General features: G+C 54.3%; 16 protein-coding genes. 9 read left to right on the top strand and 7 right to left on the bottom strand.

The window, feature by feature from the left end; all coding sequences use genetic code 11:
* Positions 1 to 35: 35 nt before the first annotated feature.
* From AADB16_RS13295 to AADB16_RS13280, 4 genes are all read right to left on the bottom strand, one after another.
* Positions 36 to 1817, bottom strand: a complete 1782-nt coding sequence (locus tag AADB16_RS13295; RefSeq protein ID WP_410803937.1) for a sodium:solute symporter family protein — start codon at positions 1815 to 1817, stop codon at positions 36 to 38.
* 4 nt (positions 1818 to 1821) lie between these two features.
* Positions 1822 to 2085: a DUF4212 domain-containing protein gene (locus AADB16_RS13290; protein WP_071268071.1), complete on the bottom strand. Its 264-nt coding sequence runs from the start codon at positions 2083 to 2085 to the stop codon at positions 1822 to 1824.
* Between the two features lie 210 nt (positions 2086 to 2295).
* Positions 2296 to 3003 carry a PolC-type DNA polymerase III gene (locus AADB16_RS13285; RefSeq protein WP_410803936.1) on the bottom strand — a complete coding sequence of 236 codons (708 nt, stop codon included), beginning with the start codon at positions 3001 to 3003 and terminating at the stop codon, positions 2296 to 2298.
* A gap of 17 nt (positions 3004 to 3020) precedes the next feature.
* On the bottom strand, positions 3021 to 4937 hold the full coding sequence (locus tag AADB16_RS13280) for a putative nucleotidyltransferase substrate binding domain-containing protein (RefSeq protein WP_410803934.1): 1917 nt from the start codon (positions 4935 to 4937) through the stop codon (positions 3021 to 3023).
* Positions 4938 to 5136: 199 nt separating this feature from the next.
* Here AADB16_RS13280 and smrA point away from each other — a divergent pair, with 199 nt between their 5' ends.
* The 9 genes from smrA to AADB16_RS13235 all read left to right on the top strand — a co-directional run bounded on the left by smrA (position 5137) and on the right by AADB16_RS13235 (position 12789).
* Entirely contained in the window at positions 5137 to 5718 is a 582-nt protein-coding gene (gene smrA, locus AADB16_RS13275; protein WP_298446735.1) for a DNA endonuclease SmrA, read from the top strand.
* Between the two features lie 73 nt (positions 5719 to 5791).
* Positions 5792 to 5983, top strand: a complete 192-nt coding sequence (locus AADB16_RS13270; RefSeq protein ID WP_298446737.1) for a hypothetical protein — start codon at positions 5792 to 5794, stop codon at positions 5981 to 5983.
* 117 nt (positions 5984 to 6100) lie between these two features.
* Complete coding sequence (locus AADB16_RS13265; protein WP_410803933.1) at positions 6101 to 6595, top strand: (2Fe-2S)-binding protein; 495 nt, start codon at positions 6101 to 6103, stop codon at positions 6593 to 6595.
* A 1-nt stretch (position 6596) separates the two neighbouring features.
* Entirely contained in the window at positions 6597 to 8801 is a 2205-nt protein-coding gene (locus tag AADB16_RS13260; RefSeq protein WP_410803931.1) for a molybdopterin cofactor-binding domain-containing protein, read from the top strand.
* Between the two features lie 79 nt (positions 8802 to 8880).
* The gene (locus AADB16_RS13255; protein ID WP_410803929.1) at positions 8881 to 9819 is read left to right on the top strand and encodes an XdhC family protein; all 939 of its coding nucleotides are present in this window, start codon (positions 8881 to 8883) and stop codon (positions 9817 to 9819) included.
* A gap of 4 nt (positions 9820 to 9823) precedes the next feature.
* Complete coding sequence (locus tag AADB16_RS13250) at positions 9824 to 10450, top strand: methylthioribulose 1-phosphate dehydratase (RefSeq protein WP_410803927.1); 627 nt, start codon at positions 9824 to 9826, stop codon at positions 10448 to 10450.
* On the top strand, positions 10447 to 11007 hold the full coding sequence (locus tag AADB16_RS13245; protein ID WP_309045871.1) for a 1,2-dihydroxy-3-keto-5-methylthiopentene dioxygenase: 561 nt from the start codon (positions 10447 to 10449) through the stop codon (positions 11005 to 11007). The genes AADB16_RS13250 and AADB16_RS13245 overlap by 4 nt, the downstream gene beginning before the upstream one ends.
* Positions 11004 to 11696, top strand: coding sequence for an acireductone synthase (gene mtnC, locus AADB16_RS13240; RefSeq protein ID WP_410803925.1), 693 nt, complete (start codon positions 11004 to 11006; stop codon positions 11694 to 11696). The genes AADB16_RS13245 and mtnC overlap by 4 nt, the downstream gene beginning before the upstream one ends.
* 40 nt (positions 11697 to 11736) lie before the next feature.
* Positions 11737 to 12789: a DUF3080 domain-containing protein gene (locus tag AADB16_RS13235; RefSeq protein ID WP_410803923.1), complete on the top strand. Its 1053-nt coding sequence runs from the start codon at positions 11737 to 11739 to the stop codon at positions 12787 to 12789.
* 40 nt (positions 12790 to 12829) lie between these two features.
* Here the strand turns inward: AADB16_RS13235 and AADB16_RS13230 are convergent, their stop codons facing one another.
* Genes AADB16_RS13230 through wrbA form a run of 3 tightly spaced genes read right to left on the bottom strand, consistent with a single transcriptional unit; the run spans position 12830 to position 15707 of the window.
* Complete coding sequence (locus AADB16_RS13230) at positions 12830 to 14659, bottom strand: GspE/PulE family protein (protein ID WP_410803922.1); 1830 nt, start codon at positions 14657 to 14659, stop codon at positions 12830 to 12832.
* A gap of 29 nt (positions 14660 to 14688) precedes the next feature.
* On the bottom strand, positions 14689 to 15048 hold the full coding sequence (locus AADB16_RS13225; RefSeq protein WP_309045867.1) for a DUF2069 domain-containing protein: 360 nt from the start codon (positions 15046 to 15048) through the stop codon (positions 14689 to 14691).
* A 53-nt stretch (positions 15049 to 15101) separates the two neighbouring features.
* Positions 15102 to 15707 (bottom strand): NAD(P)H:quinone oxidoreductase, encoded by a 606-nt coding sequence (wrbA, locus tag AADB16_RS13220; protein ID WP_309045866.1) that lies wholly within the window; start codon positions 15705 to 15707, stop codon positions 15102 to 15104.
* Between the last annotated feature and the right edge of the window lie 15 nt (positions 15708 to 15722).

The raw sequence follows: 15722 nt of genomic DNA, 5'->3' as shown, positions 1-15722 counted from the left end.
GACAACTCGATGAGTTAATCAGGTCAGAGTGTTGCTTAGTGGTCTTGAGCTTGTCCGGCACCGCGGGGGTAACGAACGCTTTCAACCAGTTCCTGAATCTCAACGGGCGGCTCATCAGTCGCATTTGCTACAACAAAGGCTACCGCAAAGTTGACCAACGCACCAATAGCACCGATCGACAGTGGAGAGATACCAAACACCCAGTTTGCAGGTGTATCCGCAAGGTTAGCTGTGCCTGGGATGAAGAACCATCCTTTGTACACAAAAATGTACGAGAGAGTGAATACCAGACCGCTCAACATACCCGCAATAGCACCGGTGTTGTTAATGCGCTTGGAGAATATGCCCATCATCAGGGCCGGGAACAGAGAGGCTGCCGCGATACCGAAAGCCAGTGCTACAACCTGTGCTGCAAACCCTGGGGGATTAGCGCCGAGGTAGGTTGCAACAACAATCGCAACGGCCATGGAGATGCGGGCTGCAAGCAATTCGCCCTTATCTGTGATGCCCGGATTGATTGAACCCTTTATCAAGTCATGGCTGATTGCCGAAGATATGGCTAACAGGAGGCCAGCCGCGGTCGATAGTGCAGCAGCAAGGCCGCCTGCAGCAATCAAGCCGATAACCCAGCCAGGAAGGTTAGCAATCTCGGGGTTGGCAAGTACGATAATGTCGCGGTTCACATCCAGTTCATTGCCTTCCCAGCCGCGAGCTTCAGCCTGAGGCTTAAACGCTTGGGCGGCTTCGTCGGATCCGTCGTTATACATCTGGATGCGGCCGTCTTCATTTTTATCCACGTACTTGATCAGGCCAGTAACTTCCCACTCTTTAACCCACTGAGGGCGATCCTCATATCGAATCGGCTCGGCAGCGGTGCCATCCGGGTAAACGGTTGTCATCAGGTTCAGGCGAGCCATGGACGCAACAGCGGGCGCTGTCAGGTATAGTAGGGCAATAAACACCAGTGCCCAGCCAGCAGACCAGCGCGCATCAGCAACCTTCGGTACTGTGAAGAAGCGGATGATAACGTGGGGAAGGCCGGCTGTACCGATCATAAGAGTCAGGGTGAACAGAACCATGTTCAGGTGGCTGTCAACGTCTGCAGAATACTCACTAAAACCAACATCAGTAATAACCTGATTCAGCTTGTCGAGAATCGGCATTCCGGAATCAATGTGTGTTGAGAACAGACCCAGTGCCGGAATGGGATTGCCAGTCAGCTGGAAGGAGATAAATACTGCTGGAATGGTGTAGGCAACGATCAGTACGCAGTACTGGGCAACCTGGGTGTAGGTAATACCTTTCATGCCACCAAGTACGGAGTAGATGAAGATAACGACAGCTGCGATCATCAGGCCTGTTGTGGAATCAACTTCGAGGAAGCGTGAGAAAGCGACACCGGCACCAGCCATCTGGCCGATTACGTAGGTCAGGGATGCAACAATCAGGCAGATAACAGCAACCAGACGGGCGTTTTTGCTATAGAAACGATCGCCGATAAACTCCGGAACTGTAAATTTGCCGAACTTGCGCAGGTAGGGAGCAAGTAGCATCGCTAACAGAACGTATCCGCCCGTCCAGCCCATCAGATAGGCGGAGCTTGCGTAACCACTGGCGGCAATAATACCGGCCATGGAGATAAAGGATGCTGCAGACATCCAGTCGGCACCGATAGCCATGCCGTTTGTGATAGGGTGAACTCCACCGCCAGCAACATAAAAGTCTTTGGTGCTTCCGGCCTTGGCCCAAACAGCGATGAGTATGTAGATGAGGAAGGACCCACCTACAAACATGATGTTGATTGCAAATTGGCTCATAAACTTACTCCTCGTCCACGCCGAATTGTTTATCGAGTCTGTTCATGCGCCACGCGTAGTGGAAGATAAGTGCAATGAACGTGAGGATGGAGCCCTGTTGAGCAAACCAGAAGCCCAGATCGGTGCCGCCGATAGGTATGCCGGAGAGCATAGGGCGCAGAACGATTCCAAAGCCGTAAGAGACCAGAGCCCAGACAATCAGGCTCCCAAATATTAAGCGAAGATTCGCCTTCCAGTACTTTTCAGCATCGTAGCTATGACCTGACATTAGGATTACTCCTGTCTTGTTGTTGTTTGTCTGCAGTGGGTATTTGGTGAGCTGAGAGAGCCAGAGAGTTTATTATTCATATTAGTACTTCCCCTACTTGTTCTCTTGACTGACTCTACCGGGAAGGTGATATATAGATATTGGCAAAAAGTCTAATTATGAGTAAAGAGTGGTAGCAGACGTCGGTTTTAGAAGGGATTGTCGGCGAGGTCACACACCATGAATGCTTTGTAGCCGGCGGTGGTAGCGTAGTTTGTCGTGCAACTGTTTTAGAGTTTTCAGACCGCTTTTGTTGGCCCTGTTTAGCGCGATGAGGGTTAGCTCGGCGGTCGCCAGGGCGTCTGAGGCCGCGTGGTGCCTTGCACTGACCTCAAGGCCAAAAAAGTCTGCCCAGTGATCAAGCCCCTTGCCTCCGGTGAGGGCGTCCGGAAAGAATGCAGGTAACAGATCTGCCACATCCATCCAAGTGTGGTTTCGGGTATAGCCGAGCTCAGCTTTCAGGGTTTTCTCCAAAAACTTTTGATCAAATGCAGAGTGATATGCGAGCACCGGATCACCATTCATCCATTCCAGCAAAAACAGTAATGCGTCCTCGGTTTCGTGGCCTTGAGTGAGAGCTTCTGGCCCAATACCGTGAATCAATACTGTCTCGGTAATGTCCAGTTCAGGGCGCCTCAAAATCAGATCAAATTGGTCGCTGAGATCTATAGCCCCTCCGTTGATGGCGACTGCGCCGACTGCGATGACTTCATCCTTGCCAGCATTTAAGCCGGTGGTCTCGAGATCCAGAACGATCAGGCGACACTCTGAAAGGAGCTGATCCTCTGGGGTTTTGGGAGTAGGCGTATTCTCTGGGGCAATGCTGCCCGATTGACCAGCGCGATGGCGTGCAATCCACTGTTTGATCTGTTCCAGCATGGGGCAGCGGCCTGAATTCAGAGTTGATAGGTAACTTCGAGTTTCTGTTGCAGGCGTTGGGCCTGCCGGAAAGACTCGCGTAGAATCCGCCTGTCCAGCGGGTTCAGATCGTCCGGATCAATGTAGTTGGTGAGCTCTTCTCCTCGTTCCAGCATTTCCTGGTGGGAGCGCATGCGAATGGCCTGTATAAGGCTGTAGGCGTCTTTCCATGCGTTGGCATCCTTGATATCAAAAACGCCTGCTTGGGCAAGGTCGTCGATTCTTTCAAGTGTGTTTGCGCTTTTGATTCCATTAGCCAGCGCAAACACGCGCACTGATTCTACGAAGGGCGCAAGGCCTTGGCGCTTCAAGTCCAGACTGCGTTTGTTACCGTCGGTGACATACCGAAAGTTGCGGAACATGGTCAGAGGCGGCTTCCTCTGAAATGCGTTGCCTGCGAGCATTTTCTGGAACAGCGCGTTCTTCTGGATTCTCGAGAGCACTTTTTCAAGGAGTTCATCCAGAGAATCTGTTGGGCCAAAAATAGCTCTCATATCCAGGAAAATGGATGAATACACAAGGTTTTGTGGGGTGGAGGCATCTATGAATCGGATGAACCAATCATCCCATTCGCGGTCGCTCAAACACAGCTTGGGGTTGCTGGCCATGATGTTGCCCTGGCACAGAGTAAATCCGCACTCCGCCAGCTCATCGTTAACGGTTCGGGCAAATGGCAGCAGTTTTTCACGTACCTGATCTTCCGTCATTCCATCGGGTGTCTGGAAAAGAATGCCGTTATCCTGATCGGTCAGCAGGGTTTGTTCTTGCCGGCCCTCACTGCCAAATGTGAGCCAGGTAAAGGGTATTCCCGGGTCGTTTTTCTGGATATTCAGTTCAAGCACGCGCCGCACAGTAACGTCGTTAAGTGTGGTAATGATCTTTACAACTTGCCCGGAATCGGCACCGTGGGCCAGCATGGCATCCACCAGTCGCGAAACGTCGGTACGCAGGCTGACCAGAGTTCTCAAATGGGTAGCGGTGCCAATGGTTCTGGCAAGGCTGACCAGATCGACCCGTTGCAGGGAAAACAGGTCACGCTCCGACACCATTCCAATCAGGCAATTGTTTTCGTCCACCAAGCACAAATGCGAAAAATGGTGTTCTGCCATCAGCATGGCTGCGGCAAAGGCATCTGCTGTTGCGGGGAGGCAACAGGGGCTTTTCGTCATGATCTGGCGCACCGGAGCGTCCAGAGAGCAGGTGTCTTCTGCAATCATGGTGCGTAAGTCCCGAAGGGTGAAAATTCCTGCGGGATGTCGGTTGTCATCGGTGATGACAATGCTGCCAACGTTGTTTTCATGCATGAGGGCAACCGCTTTGCGTATGGGCAAATCCGGTGTGCATACAATCGGATTGCGAAGCGCATAACGGTCAAGAGGCGTGCTCAAAGATATGCTGGACCCCATGGAGACCATGGCGCCGGTTTGTATGCGCTGGTTTACCTGGTCAAGCAGGCTGCTGACACCGCGCAAGCAGAAATCACGGAAGGGTTCACTTTCGGAAATCAGTGTAATAAAGGCATCCTGTTCGATGCTAAGGCAGAAGGTGTCGCCGGCCGCGCGGTGCAGTGTTCGGGTCGGTCGTTCGCCCACAATGGCCGCGAGGGGAAAGCATTCTCCAATGCTGATTTCAAACGTGGTTTCTGTTTTATCTGCTTTCTCATTATGGCGCTCTCCACGAATCCGCCCCTGTTTTACAACGTAGAATCTGTTAACAACACCATCTTCGGCCGCAAGAACAACATCGCCATCGGCATAGAAACGCAGCGTGGAATGTTCTGCAAAGTGGGCAAGGTGGTCATCATCCATATTAGAGAAGGGGGCATGTGCTTGCAGGAAGACCATAATGGAGCGGGTATTCTGCGGGCGACTGTTGTCCTGATTTGCTGCTGCCATGGCCAATCCGCTCATTCGTTATTATCGTGAGTTTACAGTGTAGATCACGGGCGCGCGTGCCCACCTTACGATTTTGGTCGCACCTGCGACCGATCATTGGATGCTTGGGGGCAGGTACAGTCAATCCTCCGACTTTCTTTATGGAAAGTGTGGCGGGTGGTAAGGTTCCCTCATTCTGCAGGTTATTGAAAGCACGACCATGACTACCAAAAATGATCGCCTCAGCTTTCTTGAGGAAATGAAAGACGTTCGGCGCATCCGAAAGCCCAATCGCGCTGAGATAACGACGCCCCGTGAATTGACGCCCGGTCATTTGGAGCGTCAGCGATCTGCCGTGGAAACAACGTTCAGAGACGCAAATCCACTAACCTCCGACATTGTTGAACCCCTAACCGCTCACGACATCCTCAGTTGGCAACGCTCAGGGATTCAAAATGGCGTCTTCCGTAAGCTCCGGCTTGGGCAATACCCGATCGAGGCAAGGCTGGATCTTCACCGGATGACGGTTGAGCAGGCTCGCAAAGAGGTTTTCCAGTTTGTTGAGGATTGTGTCCGCTATGGCCTGCGGTCCGTCATAATTCTTCACGGCAAAGGCGAGCGGAATCCTGATGGAGTGGCACAGCTCAAAAGCTATCTTGCCAAGTGGTTGCCAGAACTCTTGGCTGTAATGGCGTTCCATTCGGCCCAAAAGCGCCATGGAGGGACCGGAGCGGTATATGTCATGGTGCGCAAGAGCGACAGGGAAAAGCAGCATAACCGGGAGTTATATGGGACAAGTTAGCACCATGCGCTTTGTTTCGTGCCCTGAGGGCTGAAATCAGCTCCACACCCCAAACTGAATTGAGGAGTTTTCGATGAAAAAAATTGCACTGATAATGTTTGCGGTTGTCGCGCTGGCGGGATGCAAAGACCGTGTGATCTGGGATGACAAAGGCAAAATTGAAGAAAAGACCCAGAATCGTGAGATTTGGGATTCGAAAGGCAAGATGAATACAGAAGACCGTGAAGTGTGGGTTAATAAAGACGGCGAGGAAGTTGTGAAGTAACGCCTGTACAGAAGGCGATAAAACAGTTTTCTGGTACATAAAACAAGAAGCCTGAGTAGTGCATCTGGAGAGTACGCCTGAATAGCACGCCGGGACAAACAGTGGGAGTAAACAGGCATGGCACTGAGCCTTACAGTTAACGGCGAGCAGCGGTCGCTGGATGTTGAGGGTGATACCCCCCTATTGTGGGTATTACGTGATGAGCTCGGGCTTAAAGGCACCAAGTTTGGATGCGGTATGGGGCTTTGCGGTGCCTGCACTGTGCACCTGAATGGGCAGCCAGTGCGTTCCTGTTCAACACCGGTAGAGGTGGCCACCGGTGGTGAGGTAACAACCATAGAAGGCTTGGCAGAAGAGGGCCAGTTGCACGCCCTGCAAAAAGCATGGATTGCAGAGGGGGTGCCCCAGTGTGGCTACTGCCAGTCTGGCCAGATAATGAGTGCTGCACATCTTCTTGCAACCAATCCGGCGCCTGCCCGGGACGATATTGTTGCAGCCATGACCGGCAACCTTTGCCGCTGTGGCACCTACTCTCGAATCATTGCCGCAGTTGAGTCAGTGGCAGGAAGTTCTCTGGCATACGATGCTTCTGTGTCTGGAGAGGGAAACTGATATGACGATGAACCGACGTGATTTTCTAAAGGTGGGTGCAGGTGCATCCGGGTCATTGATGCTGTCTCTCTCACTCCCTGGTTGTTCCGGAATGCCGACAGGCTACAAAGAGGAAACGGGTGAGTGGAAACCGGATGCCTGGCTTGAGATAACGAATACGGACGAAATTCATTTTACCCTGGCCCGAGTTGAAATGGGGCAGGGTACCTATACCGGCCTGACCACTCTGATTGCAGAAGAGCTGGAAGTTGACCCGGAGGCGATCACCCCCAGGTTCGCGCCAGTGGCACCGGAATATCGTAACCCCTTGTACAAGCTGCAGCTCACGGGGGGCAGTACCAGTATATCCACCAGCTGGGAACCGCTACGGACGGCCGGGGCTTCGGCGCGGCAAATGCTCATTTTGGCAGCTGCCAGGGTTTGGAATGTGGATGGGGACAAGTGCACCGCACGCCAAGGCCGAGTATTTCACCCCAATGGCCTGGATTCCATGCGCTACGGACAGTTGGTAGAACTGGCCTCCAAAGAGATTATTCGCGGAGATGTTGCACTGAAACCTGCCAGTGAGTGGAAGTACATTGGCAAGCAGCGAGGCAGACTTGATGCCCGTGCAAAGTCCACAGGCACCGCAGTTTACGGCATAGATGTTGAACTCCCGGGCATGGTTTATAGCGTGGTAAGCCGGCCGCCCCAGCACGGTGGCCGTGTAAAGGCTTTCAATGAAAGTGAAGTTCGCGCCATGCTCGGTGTTCTTGATGTGTTTGAGATTGAGCGCGGTGTGGCCATTGTTGCCGACAAGTACTGGCGTGCCCGAAAAGCCCAGAACGCGTTGAAAGTAGAATGGGACAACTCGGATGCCTTCTCGCTTTCCACTAGCGAGGTGTTTGATTCCTACCGAAAGGCCGCCGATGAAGATCGCGGCAAGTCAGAGCGTAGCGAAGGCGACTATGAGGGTGCGGTTAAAAAAGCAGGGAGGGTATTTGAGGCGGAGTACAGTCAGCCCTACCTGGCCCATTCAACGCTGGAACCGATGAACGCCACGGCGTGGTACAAAGGTGACAGCATCGAAGTTTGGGCGCCTACACAGGCTCCGGATCTGGGCCGTATAGCGGCTGCCCGGGTAACCGACCTTTCACCAAGTGATGTCACGATTCATACCACGTTTCTTGGTGGCGGATTCGGTCGTCGCTTGACCCAGGATTTTATTGAAGAAGCAGCTGCAGTTGCTTATCGGGTGAAGCAACCGGTGAAGCTGATTTGGTCGCGTGAAGAGGATACGCAACACGACCTGTATCGCCCAGCCATGCTGCACAGAATGCAGGCCGGTATTGAGGCTGGGGAGCTGTCAGGCTGGCATCACCAGATCGTTGGTCCTCAGCTGCTGGACTGGTACGTGCGAAATGCCGCACCGGCGCAATACCCCTGGGCACCAAAGTTTATGTACGACACCCTTGGCAAAGTTGGTTTGTTAGCCGAAGGGATAGCAACCCCCAAGGATATGTCTGCGATTGAGGGGGCGATAGAGTACCCCTACAACGTGGACAACATAGACATCCGCCACACTCATACAGACCCGGGTGTACCTGTGACTTTCTGGCGTTCCGTTGGTTACTCGCATAATGGATTTGCTGTTGAAACCTTCATGGATGAACTGGCGCACGAAGTTGGGGAAGATCCTTACCGGTTCCGCCGCAACCTGCTTGCAGGTCAGCCGCGCCACCTGGAAGTGCTCGATAGAGCAGTGCGACTGGCTGATTGGGACACTCCTGTCGCGGAAGGTCGTGGCAGAGGCATAGCGCTATTCAAGAGTTTTGGAACCTTTGTGGCGCAGGTTGTAGAAGCCGGCGTGGAGAACGGAGTCATCAAGGTTTACAGGGTCACCTGCGCTGTGGACTGCGGCCAAGTGGTTAACCCCCGTATTGTGCAAGATCAGATAGAAGGCGGGATTATCTTTGGACTTACTGCAGCGCTGTACGGCGAGATAACCTTTGAGGGCGGCCGGGTGCAGCAGAGCAACTTCCACGACACTCAGCTAATGCGGCAGTACGAGCGGCCAGAAGTAACGGTGGATATAGTGCCGAGTACCGAAGGCCCTACCGGTGTTGGCGAGCCTGGAGTGCCGCCGGTTATCCCTGCTCTGGGCAATGCGCTGTTCGCACTGACTGGCAAACGTCAGCGCACTCTGCCTCTGAAAGCAGATGCCTGACTCCCCATCACCACAGATGACCGGTGGCCATGGGTCAGTAATCCAAGATGTATTATCGTGGCTTGAGCAAGGCAGGCGGGTGTGGCTCTGTACTATTGTGGAAACCTGGGGCTCATCGCCTCGGCCCGCAGGCTCCTGGCTGGCGGTTAGTGATGCAGGGCAGTGGAGTGGTTCGGTGTCTGGCGGCTGCCTGGAAGAGGATCTTCTACGCCGAACTGTGGCAGAGGGCGCGGATTACACGGTGGTCGTGGACTATGGCATTACCGACGGTGATCGTGACAATTTCCGGCTGCCCTGTGGCGGTCGCATCCGGTTACTGGTGGAACCCTTGGGCAGCACCGCATCGACCAGAAGCGGCGCGCTAGAGCATGTGCGGCAGTTGGCGGAGTCCTTGAGGAGCCGCCAGCCTGTAGCTCGGAGAGTCAGTCTGCAAGGCGTAGTTGAACTGGAGTTACCGGAGCCAACTGCTCAGCCAGGTATTATGTTTGATGGTGAAGAGCTGCTCCAGACACTGCAGCCGGAGTGCAGGTTACTGCTGATAGGGGCAGGTGAGGTGGCGCGATATGTGGCTGAATTTGCGACTGCTGCGGATTTCACCGTAACCCTTTGCGAGCCGCGGGAAGCTTTTTCCTCTGGTTGGGGGTACCCGCACCTGCCACTCGACCGGCGCTTGCCAGATGATCTGGTCGCCGAGTCTTTTAATGATAGCTGGTGCGGAGTCTTGGCTCTGGCCCATGATCCGAGAATAGACGATATGGGTCTGCTGGCGGCCTTGCAGTCGTCGGCATTTTACGTGGGTGCCATGGGCTCTAAACGAACCTCTGACACCCGGCGGGAGCGGTTGTTGTCACTTGGGCTTGGTGAGGCAGATTTACAGCGCCTAAGGGCACCGATTGGCATTAACATTCCCAGTAAAACCCCCGCAGAAATTGCCATTTCTGTTGTTGCTGATCTGATTGCAGCACGGCATCATTTGCGCATAACTCACGAGCCATGCGCTTCATATTCTGGAAAGTAAAACCGTGCTTGATGTAAACCAATACGCTGTTGTTGCCGAATCCATCGCCGATGCCGGGCGTTTTCTGTACGAGCGCGGCTGGTCCCCGGCCACAAGCAGCAACTACTCTGCCCGAGTAGATCAGGATCATATTGCTATTACAGTGTCTGGCCGCCACAAAGGTCAATTGGGTGCAGGGGATGTCATGGTGGTCGATCTTCAGGGCAGGCCGGTACAAAGTGACAGCCGCGCGTCTGCAGAAACCTTGCTGCACACGGCGTTGTATCAGGTATTTCCGGATGCTGGCGCGGTTCTTCACACGCACTCTGTTAATGCAACGGTGCTAAGCAGGTTGGTGCCAGCAGGGGAGCTTCTGACATTTGATGGCTACGAACTGCAAAAGGCGTTTGATGGCGTGGAAACCCACGAGACAGCGGTGACGGTTCCGGTTTTCGATAACACCCAGGATATTGAAACTTTGGCCCAAGATACCCGAGAGTGGTTCCTTGAACACCCTGAGCAACCCGGTTACCTGATTCGCGGGCACGGGCTGTATACCTGGGGTAAAACCATGGCGGATTGCCTTCGGCATGTGGAGGCCTTTGAGTTTCTTTTCGAGTGTGAGCTTGCAACCATGAGGGTTAGCCCATGACGACTTTGAGTATTTTTGACGCACATAACCCGGAAGCTGCGCCGGCAATCACCCATGATCCAGGTGAGATAGCCGCTCAGCTGAACAGCAAGGGTGTCCGTTTTGAACGCTGGCCCACCCAGAACCTGCCGGCGGATGCAGCACCGGAGGAGATTCTGGAAGCCTACAGCGCTGAAATCGCGAAGCTGAAGGCCGAAAGCGGTTTTCAGACTGCCGATGTGATCAGTCTGAACCCGGATAACCCCCAGAAGGAGGCTTTCCGGAAGAAGTTTCTGGATGAGCATACCCACTGCGAGGATGAAGTGCGTTTTTTCGTTCGTGGTCAGGGCATATTCTATCTGCATCTTGGCGATCAGGTGTTTGCTGTTCAGTGCCAGAAGAACGATCTGATCAGCGTGCCTGAAGGTACTCGACACTGGTTTGATATGGGGCCGGAGCCGGAGTTTACCTGCATCCGCCTGTTTACCAATCCTGAAGGCTGGGTCGCGGACTTCACCGGGGACAATATTGCCGGGCAATTACCGCGCTATGAAGCTCTGGAAGGAGAGGCCGTATGATTCGCGTGATTCTTACCGACATTGAAGGCACAACCAGTTCCATTTCCTTTGTGCACGATGTGCTGTTTCCCTATGCTGCTGAGCACCTGTCGGAATTTATCCGCGAACATTGGGATAGCCCGGAAGTGTCGAAACAACTGGATGGAGTGGCAAAGGAATCCGGTGCAGATCGCGAGGATGCCGGGGCATTGATCGAAGCACTGCAAGGGTGGATTCGTGAAGACCGCAAGGCTACATCGCTCAAGGCGCTTCAGGGCATGGTTTGGGAACAGGGCTACCAACAAGGCGAGCTCAACGGCCATATCTACGAAGACGCCGCCCAATACCTGCAGCACTGGCACGACCGTGGTCTGCGTTTGTACGTTTACTCGTCTGGTTCGGTGAAAGCCCAAAAACTTATTTTTGGTTTTACCACGTCTGGCGATTTCACACCGTTTTTCTCTGGTTATTTCGACACCCGGATTGGTGGAAAGAGAGAGCCGGAAGCTTACCGGAACATTCTTGAGGAGCTCGGCGTAGAGGGCGCTACTGTCCTGTTTCTGTCGGATGTTGAGGCTGAACTTGTGGCAGCAGAGGCCGCGGGCATGAAAACTGCCTGGCTGATCCGGGATGGTGATTTGCCCGAAACAGAGCGTTTTGTCGCCCGGGATTTCGCCGAGGTGGACGCTGGCTTGCTGCGGAAGCGGTAGTCGTTCGCTCGCGAGCACAAGTGGGTGTCGGGAGGTAAATATGTCTGCAACCCGATCTGCCAGGCTGCTTGTCTCCAGTGCAATTATCTTGCTGCTTGCCGGGTGCAATCCTTTCTCCGATGCCCGCCCCATGATGGACGAATACGTGGAGCGGGTTGGCCGGGTTCTGGACACAGAGCCAGAGCTTTCAGAGATTCCTGCAGCAAATCCCATTCCCAGACGTCGTAACCGTGTCCTGCCAATGCCCGAGCTGGACCTGGGCATGCTGGACTTCCTGTCGCTGTATGGCTGTGAACTGCAGTATGTGGTGGGGGAGAAAAACTCCGTCATGGGCAAGGTGATGCAGCCCCTGAACCGCCTACGCTATGAAGTTCGTTTCATCCGCGCCGCCGGCGAGTGTCTAATGGTAGAGGATGAAGAACTTCAGGATGTTTTAGAACAGGCTATTGCCAGCAAGCGTGAGTCACTGCCAATAGCCATCTGGAATGCTAGCTGGGGCGTGGAGGAAGTAGAAACCCTGTTCACGCTCGCCAAGGGTGAGTATCCGGTTGGGGCCGAAGATCTTCTCTCGGACCTTGCCCGGGATACCCGTCAGTTAAACAAAACCGTGGCAGCACTTCTCGATCAGAACCTTGAGGTAGATCTGAGCTTCTGGGGAAAGGTGCATCAGCGCTGGCAAGCGGAATATCGGGCAGGGCAACTCATCAACAGCAGCAAACTGGTCGTTACGCGCCTCGACGATGCCACCCACCTGATTCAACAGCGGTTGGATAGTCGGCCGCTCTGCTTCAACGGCAAGCCCAACAGCCAATCGGATATCGTTCAGGGCATGTTTTTCAGTATCTACATAGGGAAGGTTCAGCCCTATCTGGCCGACTTGCGACGGGCTCGTAGGGATTTGATCGAACCTTTAACCGAGCTGGCGAAAATGCAGGCAGAGGTAATGCCTGCAGACTTTCGTGAGTGGCGACGCTCAGCGCTTGCCCTTGAGGGCGTGGAAAGTGTGTGGGCGAACCTGGATCGCGCCGTGGAGAGGCATACCAAAGCCTGGCAGTCTTTGCTTGAGCAGTGTGGGCTTAGACCCGGAGCATAGGGTAGAGCCTCCCTCACTTGACCGTGAGCTTACTGCAGCATCAGCGCTGGCTTGCCGGTGTTACCCTGAGTATTTCTTCAACGGTGGTCAGGCCGCTGGCCACTTTCTGGGCGCCGCTCAAACGCAGCGACTTCATGCCTTCGCGGTAGGCGTCCAGCCGCAACTGCTCCAGCTCGCAGTGGTCCGTAATCTGGCTTGTCAGTGCACCGGAAAGCGTCATGATCTCATACACCCCGGCACGGCCAAGGTAGCCGGTATTGCGGCACTCCAGACAACCCACGGGTTTGTGAAACTCCTTTGGTGGCGGAGCTTTCCAGGGCTTGGTTAGAGTCTGCCATGCCTGGAGGTCAACAGGCGCTGTTGCTTTGCAGTGCGAGCAAAGTGTTCGAACCAGACGTTGGGCCATAACGCCTAACACGGTTGCGCGAATCAGGTAGGGCGGTATGCCCAGCTCCATCATTCGCGTCAGCGCACTCGGAGCGTCATTGGTGTGCAAGGTAGAAAGTACCAAGTGCCCGGTTAGTGCCGCCTGCACCGCCATTTCGGCGGTTTCCAGATCACGGATTTCACCAATCATGATGATGTCTGGATCCTGTCGCAGCAGAGCCCGGACGCCCGATGCAAACGTCAGATCGATATTGGTTTGAACCTGCATCTGGTTGAACGCAGGCTCAACCATCTCGATTGGGTCTTCGATGGTGCAGACGTTCAGTTCGGCAGAGGCGATTTGTTTCAGTGTGGAATACAGAGTGGTGGTCTTGCCTGAGCCTGTGGGGCCTGTAACCAGAACAATTCCATGGGGTTTCGAAGTGACTTCCTGCCAGCGCTCCCGGTCTTCGCGGTTGAACCCCAGTTGTTCGTAGGATTTCAGAAGTACATCCGGGTCAAATATCCGCATCACCATTTTTTCCCCGAATGCCGTTGGCATGGTGGCCAGGCGCAGCTCGACTTCGCTGTTGTCGGGTTTGCGGGTTTTCAGGCGACCATCCTGTGGGCGGCGTTTTTCAGCAACGTTTAATCGCCCCAAAATCTTCAGCCGGCTGGTAATGGCCATGCCCACATGCTCTGGGAATTCGTAAACACTGTGCAGTACGCCATCAATACGGAAGCGGATGTGAGTCAGGGTGCGGCGTGGCTCAATGTGGATGTCTGATGCGCGTTGGTCGAACGCGTATTGCAGCAGCCAGTCCACGATGCGCACAACGTGCTGATCGTTGGCATCGGCACTATCACTGGCGCCTAAATCCAGTAGTTGTTCAAGGTTCTGCTGGCCAGCCTTATTGGCGGGGGCCTGGCCACCACTTGCTTTGTTTACGGAGTTTGCGAGCTGGTAAAACTCGACGGAGTATCGGCGGATGTCTTCCGGGTTCGCCACCACCCGGCGGATATCCTTACGCACGGCCTGACGAAGATTGCTTTCCCAGTCAACTTTGAAGGGCTCTGCACTGGCCACAAGGATTTCGTCCTGTCCAATCTCAACTGCGAGAATGTCATGGCGCTGGGCGAATGCGTAAGACATGACACGGGCAATCGCGGGCGTGTCTATCTTCAGGGGATCGATATGGTAATAGGGTTGGCCAGCCCAATCTGCCAGCCACTTTGTGAGTCGCTCAAGATCCAGAACCTTGCCGCTTTTATCACTGGTGAGTGCCGCGATAGCCACAAGCTCCAGCGGATGGCGCTTCGCTGTGTGGCTGCTGGCGGCACCAAGATTGGCGGAAAGCACCCGTTCAGCGCTCTCCTGACCAATTTCACCATCGGTGACCAAAGCTGTACAGATATCCCGCAACGTCAGAGTGCTGCGCGGAGGCGCTGCCAGCTTCGATTGAAGTGTCGGGGGCGTCTGCTCTGTTTTAGTGGAGTTGGGCATAAGGTGTCACTTTCCGGTAATGGAGCATGTCAGCCTGTAACTGGCCGGTTCACTTTCAAATGAACCATCGCCATGATGAATAGCAGGAGCGTGAGTACCATAAGAACAACGTGGTCGGGTGCGCCTTGGCTTAGCCATGATGAAACAACGGCTTGAGTAAAGTAAAAAATCACCACAAAGGCTAACCAGATATATCCACGATTGTTGCCACGGAACACGGGGACAATCAGTGCTAGCAGGGGAATCAGCTTGACAGATAGAATCAGGGCAATGGAAACCCCCTCGATTGGCGCTGGGTAGAAGGTTGTAATCAAAAGCGTTGCCAACACGGCCAGATAGAGAAATTGGGTTGCTTTCGCAGTGTGCCGGGCTTTGGGGTTATGGAGCATTGTCAGATTCCAGAAAAGTATAAAGAGCTTTGCGTGGCATAGCCGTGTTCGTATCAATCAGCCAGTTTGAGCGCCAATTTTGCCAGGCGCTCACCGAAGAGTTGGCAAAGTGCCTTCTCATGGTTGCTCAGGGGTTGCTGCTCTCCGGTGCCGGCCCAGTGCGAGGGGCCGTATGGTGTGCCTCCGGTTGTCGTCTTACTCAGGTTTTCGTCTGTGTAGGGCAAGCCGCACAACACCATGCCGTGATGAAGCAGGGGGATCATCATGGTCAGGATTGTGGCTTCCTGACCACCGTGCAGGCTGCCAGTTGACGTAAATGCTCCCGCTGGCTTGCCGACGAGCGCGCCGTTTAGCCACAGATCGCCGGTTGTATCCAGAAAGTGTTTAAGTGGTGCTGCCATGTTGCCGAAGCGGGTAGGGCTGCCGATGGCCAGCCCGGCACAATTGGCGAGATCGGACTTGCTGACATAGGGGGCTCCCGCATCGGGAACCGCTGGTAACGATGCCTCAGTGTCAGGTGAGACTACAGGAACAGAGCGCAGCTTTGCCTCAATACCGCCCACCCTGGCGACCCCGCGGCCTATTTGGCTGGCCAGCTCTGCGGTCTGCCCTGTGCGGCTGTAGTAGAGAATCAGAATATACGGCAGTTGCTCTGGCACTTTGGTTTCCTTAAA

The sequence above is a fragment of the Marinobacter sp. KMM 10035 genome (assembly GCF_046537445.1).
In the GTDB taxonomy this organism is placed as follows: domain Bacteria; phylum Pseudomonadota; class Gammaproteobacteria; order Pseudomonadales; family Oleiphilaceae; genus Marinobacter; species Marinobacter sediminicola.
Note: the sequence above shows the minus strand (reverse complement) of the source record. Positions and strands in the feature narration are given on the sequence as shown.